The 12,198-nt window shown below is 33.7% G+C and carries 9 protein-coding genes; all 9 read right to left on the reverse strand.

What is annotated here, in order from left to right; genetic code table 11:
• Positions 1-113: 113 nt before the first annotated feature.
• The 9 genes from QBE53_10470 to QBE53_10510 all read right to left on the reverse strand — a co-directional run bounded on the left by QBE53_10470 (position 114) and on the right by QBE53_10510 (position 12,114).
• Positions 114-1,802 (reverse strand): ATP-binding protein, encoded by a 1,689-nt coding sequence (locus QBE53_10470; GenBank protein ID WZL80228.1) that lies wholly within the window; start codon positions 1,800-1,802, stop codon positions 114-116.
• Between the two features lie 495 nt (positions 1,803-2,297).
• Positions 2,298-2,783: a hypothetical protein gene (locus tag QBE53_10475; protein WZL80229.1), complete on the reverse strand. Its 486-nt coding sequence runs from the start codon at positions 2,781-2,783 to the stop codon at positions 2,298-2,300.
• Between the two features lie 413 nt (positions 2,784-3,196).
• Positions 3,197-5,500, reverse strand: a complete 2,304-nt coding sequence (locus QBE53_10480; GenBank protein WZL80230.1) for a copper amine oxidase N-terminal domain-containing protein — start codon at positions 5,498-5,500, stop codon at positions 3,197-3,199.
• Positions 5,501-5,865: 365 nt separating this feature from the next.
• Complete coding sequence (locus QBE53_10485; GenBank protein ID WZL80231.1) at positions 5,866-6,504, reverse strand: hypothetical protein; 639 nt, start codon at positions 6,502-6,504, stop codon at positions 5,866-5,868.
• Positions 6,505-6,624: 120 nt separating this feature from the next.
• Positions 6,625-7,593 carry a hypothetical protein gene (locus tag QBE53_10490; protein WZL80232.1) on the reverse strand — a complete coding sequence of 323 codons (969 nt, stop codon included), beginning with the start codon at positions 7,591-7,593 and terminating at the stop codon, positions 6,625-6,627.
• Positions 7,594-7,607: 14 nt separating this feature from the next.
• Complete coding sequence (locus QBE53_10495) at positions 7,608-8,324, reverse strand: hypothetical protein (GenBank protein ID WZL80233.1); 717 nt, start codon at positions 8,322-8,324, stop codon at positions 7,608-7,610.
• Positions 8,325-8,485: 161 nt separating this feature from the next.
• The gene (locus QBE53_10500) at positions 8,486-9,973 is read right to left on the reverse strand and encodes an AAA family ATPase (GenBank protein ID WZL80234.1); all 1,488 of its coding nucleotides are present in this window, start codon (positions 9,971-9,973) and stop codon (positions 8,486-8,488) included.
• Between the two features lie 141 nt (positions 9,974-10,114).
• On the reverse strand, positions 10,115-11,281 hold the full coding sequence (locus tag QBE53_10505) for a hypothetical protein (protein ID WZL80235.1): 1,167 nt from the start codon (positions 11,279-11,281) through the stop codon (positions 10,115-10,117).
• A gap of 185 nt (positions 11,282-11,466) precedes the next feature.
• Complete coding sequence (locus tag QBE53_10510) at positions 11,467-12,114, reverse strand: hypothetical protein (GenBank protein ID WZL80236.1); 648 nt, start codon at positions 12,112-12,114, stop codon at positions 11,467-11,469.
• Positions 12,115-12,198 lie beyond the last annotated feature (84 nt).

Consider the following 12,198-nt stretch of genomic DNA (forward strand, 5'->3'; position numbering starts at 1 on the left):
AGTTTACAGTGCTTGCTTATGTCAGTCACCGCTTGCGGTCGACTAACTCAAGCGCGCCTCGGTTAGCGATACGGTCTTTCAAACACCATGTTAGAAGCTGTATATTACGGAAACTATGTAAACTTTAAATCTAGTTCATCTTCCATATATTCTCTTAACCGTATTACTTCAATTTTAATTGTAGTTTGGTCAGAATCCAAAAAATATTTCTTCTTTCCATTAACTACTGCAAACTTAAATACCCTGTCTATACTATCAACTTTAGAAGTCATCACTGTACCATCTTTAATATCACTATTAAACTCCCAACAAATAACCTTTCGGATATTTTGAAATGAATGGTTAAACTCATTTTTGTTTAGAATATACTTCAATTCAACATACCAAAATTCAGAATCTGTTACTTGAGCCGGAGAATTATTTCTAGCTAATATATCTATACCTAATGATGTATTATAATCTAATGGTTCAAAATCAAAATTATCTGGATAGAAATTATATATAGTATTAAACAAAATTGATAATTCAGATTCATTTTTGGGTTCAATCAATCTAACTTTATCATGTTGTATAAACTTTCTCTTTCGTACATTTTCACTTCTTTTTTTAAACTCTATCTTTTCAATTTCTTTAGTTCGATGCTCATTTTGCCATTGCTTTAAGGTGTAGATTTCCTTTTTATATAAATCCTCATTAACTTCATCTAAGCAATTTTGAATCTCTCCTTTTACCGCTTCTAAATGGTCAATATTTGTATTAGCAATAGTACCTCTATTCGCTGTTAATTTAAAATGTTGACAGTTTACAAATGCATGTAGCATTACAACAGAGTTTGAACCTGTACCAAAGTTGCTTACCCAACTATTCTTATTTTCTATTGGTATATAGTCTTTACATAGCCAAAGTCCATATCTATCTGATACTTTGTATTTACCCGTTCTTCTTGACTTTCTTTCTGCGAGCATATGATTATATTTCCGCTTAGCTTTATCACCTTCTACATATATTACTACATCGTATTTAATATACGGAAACCTATCTAAAGTGCAATCTTCCCAAACATACTTTTTAACAAAATGGTCAACTGCATCCGTTTTAAAATCCTCAAAAAGTTGATTTATATCACTATTTTCTTTAGCAAAGCGATGCCCAAACTCAAGCACCTCATACCCATCTTCTTTATCAAGTGCAGATAACTTAATTGTGAATGCCTTGGGATTGTTACCTTCAAATTCTTTTTCAACTGAACCATGTTTCGTGAACCAATAAATGTAATCTACAATGATATCTTGTCTGTAATGTGATGTCTCTTTTGAATAATTTTCAAGAATTATTTTTGTGCCTTTTTGTGTAGTTTCTGGATCTATAGTTTTAACTTTAGGTTCATGTAATATCCCTCTATTTAAAGACCTAAAAGGGTTATCACAATATGAATGAAAAGCTTCTTCACCTGTAGATGTGGTCACTTCAATCCTTTCTGCACGTAAGTAGATCTTTGTACCGTGACCTTTTTCTCCAATTAAATCTGGATTGCCCTTAGAACTGGAATCACCAAGATTCCAAAAATTTTGTGTCAATCTATCATATGTCATTCCTTCACCATCATCAGTAAAACTCATCATTAACACATCTGATCCCTGTGTTGTATCAATATAGATATCAATAGATAACTCAGAAGCACCTTTATCATATGAATTTGATATTGCTTCTCTAATTACTTCTAATGGATTCCCAAAATCACTGGCAATTTCTAAAAACTCATTTTCTTGGTTTACCTTTGGTACAATTGTTTGATATGACATATACTATTCTCCTTTTTTATATATAGTAATATATTGCTTCTAACGTTCCTGCAGTTCCCGACTTGTGCATCCTCCGATTTCCTGTACATGTTGGGAACTGGCGTGTTAGATGATGCCCTACCTTTCCGAGGAATTAAGCCATGGACGGCGTAGTGACGACTACTTATATTTTCTCAATCTTATTAACGTTAATAAATTTCACTTATATATTAAATTTCAATTTGACGCTGAGTTAACTAATTATTCATAGTCTATATCGAATTACTAGAAAAACCAATTACAACGGTAGTAAATGGTACTTCTTAAAAATTTTATTGTAATTTTTCCTGATGTGAATTTATATTGCTTTTTAAAGCCTTAATCATTCACTTGGAAATTTCAGAAAAATTTATCACAGGTACTACAAGAGTTACCTCTTGTAGTAATAATAACTTTGTTTTGTTAGGCCCTGGATAGGATAATGTAGTCCCTCACCATCAAATAGAATTTTTTATTCTATTCCTCGCATATTAATCCTGCCTTAATGTAATCTGTCTTTAAAATTGAGTATACTACTTCATAATCATCATTCAGATACACTATATCAACTAACTGGCTTTCATTAATTAATAAAGACTCTACATCCATCGCCTCAAAGTCATAGGTCATATTTAACACAATATAATTACTCTCAATTTCACTACTATAGCTAAATCCATTTACATCAAACACTTCGTTAGAAAAGGTTTTATCCGCTAACTCCTTTTTCATTTTTAAATTATCATACTTGCCATCTATTAATTCGTATTTATCCATAACCACAGTTTTAATAACGATATTATCAATATGATAAACTTCAACCTGATATGAATGTTTTACCTTCGACTCGTAAATATTAGTCTCAGTAGGTTCTATGCTAAATTTAGAAATCACTTCTTCGTTTGAAGTACATCCACACAATATAAATATTACAAATATGCATATACTTAATATTTTTTTCATGTAATTAATCTCCTGGTCTTATTATCACTACCCATTTCCAACAGTTAACTGAAGGTCAAATCAAATTTTAACATTCACTATTTGCAATCACTTCATATCAACCTAATACTAGCACTACATTGACGTAGTGCGGAAACTACATGGTAGGGTTTCATCTAACGTTCCCGCAATTGCCATCATCCCAGTCTGTGCATGATGGCAATTGTCGTGTTAGATGTAGCCCTACCTATCCGAGGAACGAAGCCATGGACGGCGTAGTGACGACTCTAATGACAACTTCAAACTCAATTACAAATTTTAGTTTGTAGGGATGATTCTTATCACTCTATTGCTGTAAATTCTATAAGCCTCAGACAACTTGTGAGTCTTTGGCATCAATTCTACCAACTTGATTAAATCTACCTGTCTGACCGCTACTGAATTGTTATCACCTTCAGATCTCCATCCCAACTAACAGACTTATCAAAAGCTTCTAAAATTGCCCTTACCGGTACATAGGTTCTATTTTCTATTAATGTTGGCGGTATATCGATTTCGTGAAGTTGATCATTAACATAAACTTCACGAAGATCAATCTGCATTACAACATTATTAACCCCATCACTCAGTATAATAGATTGTGTCTCATCAACCCATTCAATGTCATATCCAAAGCTACTTCCAATATCACGAAGCGGAATCATCGTTCTTCCCTCTACTACGGTTGGCTTCACTGTAAATTCTAAAAATTCATTGTTATAATTTACAATAATATCATCATTATTTTTCATTAGTTTAAACATTGCATTTGCATCTAATCGGAAGTTTTTATTATATAAAATCGTATCTTCATCAAAAGTTTTTTCTACAACTTTCCAATCTGTCAAATTATTACTTTCATGTACAACAGAATTTCCGATAACCCTATATACGCCATCCTCATAATTACATACTGATTCTGCTTCACTAAAGAGTTCTTTAACTGTAAAATTTTCAAAATCATTAGTCTCAATACAATAATATTCCGATGGCTTATAACTGCTTGAATTCCCAAAATCCATAACCCATAATTTGTAAGTACCATTATCATATATAATATCTTCTATTCCATAATTTTCTCCTAATACCTCAAGTTGCTGCCTTACTCCAGTCTTTATTTCCCAATCTATAAGGTTTTCTGAAATAGCAAAGAAACCATAAGCACCCCTTGTATAGTATTGTCCATTATCCAATTGATATACCGTATTAAAATGTGTGCTATAACCTGCTGCTCCTTTATATTCATAAGTTCTAGGACAATCGTATTCCTCAACCAATACCCAATTATTCAGATCTGAAGATTCGATGATATAATAATGAACAAGACTCAGCGTACTATTTCTATATCTGAAGATCAACCGCCATCCATTATCGACTGTACTTAGATTGACACAACTCATTTCCATACCATAATATATATATTTATTAAATGTTAGTTTCTCATGGGTTGGTACTGCTTGAAACTCATCTCCACTTGCATGAATATTTACTTCGATATCAATACTACCAAGGATTTCATATCCTTCTTTTTCGTCATATAGGGCGATTTTGTATGGCTCATCATCGTTAGCAACAAGATAGTAATCACCATCAGAACTCCCGCCTTCATGACCAGATATTCTTTCAATATAAGTGTAATCAAATTTATTGGTATCTTCGTTTCCTACAAACTGCCATTCCATCATATTTCGGGATGTATAGATATCTCCATTGACATACTGAACATAATACATATCTTCATCTTCTTGAAAGTATGCTGATTCTATTTCACTAATAAAGGCATTTTCTGGCATTTCTGTATTCCAACTATTGAAATATTCAAGGTAATAATCATAATGTGACACATCCAACTGATTTGATATATCCAACGCCTCTACAATGTTATCCGCATCAATAGAATATAATTGTTCAAAATCAGATTCTCCATCAAACTGATACACCGTTACTGATTCAGAATTTTTAACCATATATATTTTTTCCTCATATTTATATAATCCTCTATATCTACTATCATCAAGTTCATGTGCTGTCTGATTGATTCCATACCAATTCACTTGGTCATCAGTATAGAATATCCCATAATGATAATCCACACCTCCCAAAGAATTTTTTTGGACATAATCAACAATAGAATATGACCGATTTCCAATATATTGTATTTGGTTAAAATGAGCAGATATAACCGATTCTATTTCAACATTATCACTTGTATAAAAATTCAATTCTTCAGTTTTCCAAGTTCCGCCTTCATTTGTTACTTGAAAAACTTCTTGAATGTTTAAATCTAGATACGGCGTAATATAAATATAACCATTATAATACCGAAAACTATCTACATAATGCGGTATATCTATCTGTCCAACTACGTGTCTCCCATCAAATTCTATTATTTTCTCACCATAAAATAATAACGTATCATCAAACTCATTGTATCGAATTCCGGAAACTCCAGTTCCATTAAAAAACTGATCACTTAAGTTTGTGTACTTTGTTCCATCAAATTTTATCGCTGTCATATCTGATGTTGCTGCATACCATTCACCTTTATAAAAAATTACTTCACTATCAATTTCCGACATCAGGAATTCATCAATATATTTGATGTTATCACGAGTATCTGAAACTTCTTCTGCTACAACCAATTGAGTACCTACTGTCAATAGCATACAACAAATAAACCCTATTATTACCTTTTTCATAATTCTTCTCCTCGCTTCCCACATATCAACATCCTTACTTCTGTCATCTGCATTACAGGATATGATTGTGGATATCTACTATTTATAATAAGTTGAACCATTAATTTCTACTCAGAATACGCTTACATTAATAATCAAAAACTAGTTGTATTTGTTCCAATGATTTCTTCACTTCAGATTTAAATTTGACGCTCACTATTTGCAGTCACTTCATTTAACCCAATACTAGCACTACATGGACGTAGTGCGGAAACTACATTGTAGGGTTTCATCTAACGTTCCCGCAATTCCCGGCGTGTGCATCCTCCGATTTCTTGCGCATGTTGGGAACAATGTGTTAGCTGAAGTAATAACGGCGGTCTACACTACTTGTTTTTAGCTTTCCTAAATCGTTCAAATTCAATACCCCAAAACTTAATCTTACTAGCGAATGGAGCAATAATAAGACCTATAATTGCTCCGAGCAATGTTAAATCTGTTGCTGAAAGAGTAAATGACCATATCTTTGACCCTACTCCAATTCCAAATAGAATCCCAGCTAAAATCCAACTTACTAGCGAAAATCGATCTACAACTTCTTCCTTCTTCTTCTCAGCCTTATTTGCTTTCTCTGCTAGTCTTGCCTTTCTTTGTAAATTATAATCGATACTCTTCACGGACTTATATTCTGCAACATCAAGATTGCTAATATTTGCATCTACTTCAATAACTTCAAAGAATGGATCAACATCCTTTGGAAATACCAAATAAGTAGGGATTTCTTCTGGTAAATTTAGTTCTTGAACATATCTCCTAAGTTGATCGGTCCCCATCCTAACAAAGTCTCTTCTCTTACGAGATTTCAATTCAAATAGCATTATAGGTAGTTGCGTCGTTGTATCGATCACAGCTAAGTCAACCCTCCCTCTTCCTGCCTTATACTCAGTTAAGAGACTCTCCTCTGGAAAACCATGTTCTAATAAATAAGTTAAAAACTTATCCATTAAATCTCTTTCTAACTCCATAACTCCTCCTACAAACTAGTTATTATTTCAGCTAACGTTCCCACTGTTCCCGACGTGTGCATTCTCCGATTTCCTGCGCATGTAGGGAACAGTGTGTTAGGCGAAGTAAATTCCAACTTACTATATAGTATAAATATTCCAGCTGGCATTCAGTATATCCCTTATACATGACAACACTACGAAGAAATACTCTACACTCGTGTCAGAAGTTATCGACCATGCTTGACCAATATCTGAATCAGGACCGTGATTACAAGCATTCCTAATATGACCTAAATACTTTGACATGAACTTATGTTTATGTAGTATCTTATTGCTCGAAGACAATCTATCAATCTTGGCATTTATCCCATTAGCACCACTCATATTCACACTATTATCATCCCCAAACTTATTAAGAAATGATTCAAATGCATTTCCTGCGTGGAGTATTGCGCCTCTTGGATCATTGCTTATTGTCACAATCTTTAAGTATGAGGTGATAAGTGGTTCAATAACATCAGTATTACTTACTGAATTACATACTCTGTCACCTAATCTATTTCTTATTTCAACTTCTGCTTCAGTTCTTGAAAGTACGGATTCTCCAACCACAAGTAACGGAATATGTTGTTCATTTGATGAGTTTACTTTGTACAAACCAGCGCCCTCCGAAACAAGGATTCTGGCATATGTTCCTAGACTAGTCAACGTATCTCTTACTTCATCACGATGTGTTGCTAAGGAGTAAAAAGCTTTAACTTGTTCAGCAGCTATGTGGACAAATCCCGTTACTTCTAACCTCATTGTAAAAAACTTAAACGGTTCAAATTCCTCAAGCAAAATTCTGATAACAGATGATTTTAGCTTCTCATCATTTGTAGCCAAATGCTTGGTAAGCATAGAATCACAATAATATTTATTATCACCAGAATTCATCTTTAGAAGACCTAATTGAACAGACATTTCAAGTGAATTGCTGATAGAAGCTAAAGGAATATCCAAAAAATCTGCCAACTCCTGATTAGTACATCCATTTTTAAATAAATTAACTGCTTCCGCCGCAGTTACAATATTCTCAGCTGTAGTAGGTACAATAACATAACTCATAATTACCTCCTACTTCATTCATCTATATTGACTTTCACTTGTTGATTTAAATCGGAAATCAATTTATTTAGTTTAGTACCTAACTCGTCCAAATCCTCTACTTTTATATCAAGATTTATGTCAATATTTATAGCTAACTGATTTCTATTGTTAGAATTACTAGATATTGTAAATTTTTGTTTATCTGGTTCAACAGGCTCTTGTATCACTTGATGAGTTTCCTTATTTATAGCAGCTTTTTCGATATCAGAAATAGCAACGATCTTCCCCTCCTCTTCCTCAACAAGTTTAGCAAGCTTAAGAATTTCAATAATTGTACTAGAACCAATTTTCACATAATTATTACTCTTCTGACCAGAAGAATATGCTATATGACTCTTTAGACTTTGAATATCCATGCCATTTCTTATCCTTATTGCAGAAAGCATCTTTGAGAAAAAATCATTTTCGATGGCAATATCTTTCCACAATCTCTGAATCTCATCTGCAATTCCGTGTTCAATAGCACGAGATAACTCATTGCCACTTTCTGTGATAGATTTATTTCTTGCACCTTCGATTATTCCAGTAGCCAATAAAAAACCACTATTTCGACTAATTTGTGTAGATGGTACACCACATCTTTGACTCAAATCGTCTAGTGATGCTTCTCCATTCGCATGTCCATAAGCAAGTATAATCTTTTCAAGTTCCTCATAACTTGAACCTGGTAATTTAAATTCTGTGTTCATAAATACCTCCTTAAAATTTGTCGTTTATTTTATTCCTCATCATCGAAGAATTTATTTCGCCTAACGTTCCGGGTGTTGCCGACGTGGACATCATTCCAATTTATCGTCCATGTTGTCAATGCGCTGTTAGACGAAGCAATCAACGGAAGCTACCAATCCCATCAATTTGATAAATTAGTACACAAAAATTCTGTCAATGCTTTCATATTTTCATCAGGTTTTTCAAATAAATATTCTACAACCGAATCGGATAAAACGGATTCTAGTTTTCTCATCTGCCTTAACTCATGCTGAAGCTTTGAATAAAACGCCTTACCGTTCTTAATCTTTTCTTCATCGTTTATCTTTCCGTTTTTGACTTCAGTCTGATATTCAGATACAATATCCGATAAAGATTTATTCTGAAAAACGTAATCATTCATCACTCTAAAGAAACAGTGATCAACCTTCAACACTAATCTTTCAACAAGGTACTTCTCTAAGCTCTTTATTGGTAGATAATGAGGTGGATTAGCGAACCCAATATTGTTTTTGTTCATAAAGTTTGGTACAAGACCTTTGATGTCTCGATCCAAGACAATCATTATCTTTGTTGTGTTCAATGTAAGATTGGATTTAATCATATCGTATGTGAAACGTATTACTTCAGCCCAACCACCTACTGGAATAACTAAAACCCTCTTATTACCAAGCAGTCTCTCTTTATAGAGAATTCTATTTAAAATAGCTTGAGCAAGATTGTCTTCAACAACAAAAATATAATCATGTCCATAGTTAGAGGACTCTAGATTTCTAGTTGCATAGACTGGATAACAAGGATTTATTACTTCAATTGATTTGTCAGTATGTCTTTGTAAAAAATAAATCCGGCTATGGTCAATATTTCTTATTAATTCTATAGAATGAGTTGAAAATATTACTACAAAATTATGTTCTTCTGACAATCTCTCTAAGAAAAAAACAAGTCTTCTTAATGCTGATGAGTGTAAAGCCAACTCAATCTCATCAAGCAATATTAATGCTGGCGTTGTTCCATAATTCTCGCGACTTATTCGTATATGAAGAGATTGAAGTATACTTAAGAGCAAGTTTTCTCCAGTAGACATATGAAGTTGATTTACCCTTCTATTATTTTCATAATTATAATAAAGAGCTCTCATTAAATCATATTTACGCTTTGAATTTTCACCTAAGACCCTTAGGTCTTTGTAGTAAGTTTTATCATCTCTCAGTATCTCGCCAAGATTATCTTTAACAAACTGCGGTGCATCTTCAAGTTCACTTTCCTTCACTTTAGATACTTTCTTTAAGTTCTTAAAATCAACATCTTTAAACCTATTCCCAAATGTTAAACTACCTTCATAAAAGCCCGTAATACCAAGATGACCTGACGCATCAAACCACTGACCTTTCTTCGACCTAATATTTCTTTTATTGCCTTTATATTGAAAAGAAATCGACGAATGCATAGGCGTTCCAAAATAATGATACATCATTGGATTATAGAATGATGTTGACATTGCCATCATAATGGTACTCTTTCCTGTTCCATTCTCACCTGTAATTGCATACAATCCTTTAGTCATTGGAATATTAAACTCGAATTCCTTGATGGATTTTATGTTCTTCACGTTCATATTTATACTCATAATCATACTCTCCTTTAAAATAGTTGATCGTTTCCTCTAACGTTTCGCATGTTGACGACGTGGACATCCTTCCGATTTCCTGTCCATGTTGTCAACATGCTGTTAGTCGACGTAATTGATGACCCCTTTAGATAAACTGGGCTAAAGTCTAATAAACTCAGCTTTTTCTGCCAAATAGACAAATTCTTTCTTTCCAACTGCTATTTCACTACATACAGTAGCAGTAGTCTGAGATTTTAAGTACGCCACACCACTCTTATCTATATAATCTATAGCCACTTTGGTTCTGTTAGTAAGTTCCCATAACTTAAATAAGAACGCTGAAGCCTTAACGGAACGAAGTTTCACATCTTGGTCTGTCATTTCTTGTACTGTTACTGTAACCACCATTCCATCATCATTTACGTTTATGAGCTCAAATCCATTAGTAAATAATTCTGTATGAAATAACATTTGCCATGTTTCATCTCTAATTGTTGATGTCTTTGTAACCGCTTGATAATAAGGTGAAATCTCATAGATATTGTCATATAAAAAGAACTTAGTTGCAAAATTAACTATCTGCGACAATGTATTAAGCAAAACTGATATCTCTAGCAATTCTTCCTTATCTTCTACAACAACTTCCTTGTCTAGGTTTCTTCCGTAAGCACACTTAATTGATGTTCCGACTACTTTGTAACTTTTATGACAAGCAATATTCCTCCATTGTGTTAATGGAACATTATGAATTTCAGAACAGGTAAAATCCGCTAATATACCTAATGTCTTGAATTCATTATAAATATTACCAAATGATAACTTCATCACTTTATCTAACTCTACTGTTGGATTTGCCTTTAGCCTCTTGATATAGACTAGAAAACCAAGAAAAACTTTCAGCATAACTTCACCGATATTTTCTATCAATCCAAACACTTCTGTAATATACTCAAACAGTTCTAACTCAGATAAGTCTCTTTGTAATATACACAAAGACCAATGCTTGTTTCCCATTTCGGTTGTCAATTCTTGAAACTCTGCAAATGCTTTATATACTGAATCCGGTTCTACTGCTTTCACAGAGTTAAGATAATCTACAACTTCTTGTATATGGTCATGTAAACCCTCATAGTTGTTCTTATTGTAGTTAATCCAATCATGCACAAGAAAATCAAGAGAATATCTCTTAAGATTTTCTTTGTTTTTAAAGAAGCTAGAAAAAGTAAAAATAATATCCCCTGTTATCTCTTCTTTACTCTTCCCTTCTTTTACCTCTCTTCCTAATTCGTGCATACATAATTCATCACTCAATTTTTTATAAATCATAACTACTCCCTTTTTCCACTTATACGAATCAATTATGTCGACTAACGGACCGCCGGTTTACGCTGTACGGGAGCTTACAGGATGAGCTTATGGCTGTGAGCCTGCGAACGCCTTATGCGATTCCGACTCGGTTAGCGAGCCCTATAGCGTAAAACGGGTGTTAGACGAATTATGAGACGCCAAGTTTAAAATGTATTTGCCATAAACTGCTCAATTCCATTAAGCATATTCACAACATCATTAAAATCATAATCATCAAACTTTCCATGTGCTGCTGAGTTACCTACATCAAGCCATGATTGTATCAATCTCCACTGTGGAGTAGAATATACTCCTTGTTTCTTCAACTCATCATTAAGACGCGCGGCTTTAAGATTTTCAGTTATATCTTCACGCCTTGCAATTCGTTTCAAAGTATCTTCAACTACAACACGTCCCAAAACAGCAGCAGGATCTTTATGTTGTGCTTTCAACAAGTGCTTTGCTTCTTCAAGCACACTATCAAATATCTCGCCGGCTATTACAAACTCCTGACCTTCTATAAAACCGTTCTCAACATCATCAAGCGCTCCAATTAGTAAGCCTTTTATAGCCTTGACGTGCGAAGTTTTGGAAACTTGCCCAGTTAACTTGTTCAACTCACGCTTATGAATACTATGAGTTCCAAAAACGACTTGCACTATATTCTTAACTTTGGTAAGCCATGCATTTAGGGTCACTTTCTCACCTATATAATCACCATATGTATCCTGAACTGTTGAATCTAGAACATCATCTGCTTCATCAATCAGTTCCCTAATGCGTTCGACATACCGCTTCATTTTGTACTTCATTGTGCTCTCCTTTCGAAACCAAGTCTCATGTTTTGTCTAACGCCACTGTTTCTACATTGCATCAATCCCCCCTTTGCCATATGG

The organism is Vallitaleaceae bacterium 9-2 (assembly GCA_038396585.1).
GTDB lineage: Bacteria > Bacillota > Clostridia > Lachnospirales > Vallitaleaceae > UBA1351.

What these genes read in the sequence shown, in the direction of transcription:
- QBE53_10470 (WZL80228.1), bottom strand. Translation starts at nt 1,802, where the DNA reads ATGTCATATCAAACAATTGTACCAAAGGTAAACCAAGAAAATGAGTTT.
- QBE53_10475 (WZL80229.1), bottom strand. Translation starts at nt 2,783, where the DNA reads ATGAAAAAAATATTAAGTATATGCATATTTGTAATATTTATATTGTGT.
- QBE53_10480 (WZL80230.1), bottom strand. Translation starts at nt 5,500, where the DNA reads ATGAAAAAGGTAATAATAGGGTTTATTTGTTGTATGCTATTGACAGTA.
- QBE53_10485 (WZL80231.1), bottom strand. Translation starts at nt 6,504, where the DNA reads ATGGAGTTAGAAAGAGATTTAATGGATAAGTTTTTAACTTATTTATTA.
- QBE53_10490 (WZL80232.1), bottom strand. Translation starts at nt 7,593, where the DNA reads ATGAGTTATGTTATTGTACCTACTACAGCTGAGAATATTGTAACTGCG.
- QBE53_10495 (WZL80233.1), bottom strand. Translation starts at nt 8,324, where the DNA reads ATGAACACAGAATTTAAATTACCAGGTTCAAGTTATGAGGAACTTGAA.
- QBE53_10500 (WZL80234.1), bottom strand. Translation starts at nt 9,973, where the DNA reads ATGAGTATAAATATGAACGTGAAGAACATAAAATCCATCAAGGAATTC.
- QBE53_10505 (WZL80235.1), bottom strand. Translation starts at nt 11,281, where the DNA reads ATGATTTATAAAAAATTGAGTGATGAATTATGTATGCACGAATTAGGA.
- QBE53_10510 (WZL80236.1), bottom strand. Translation starts at nt 12,114, where the DNA reads ATGAAGTACAAAATGAAGCGGTATGTCGAACGCATTAGGGAACTGATT.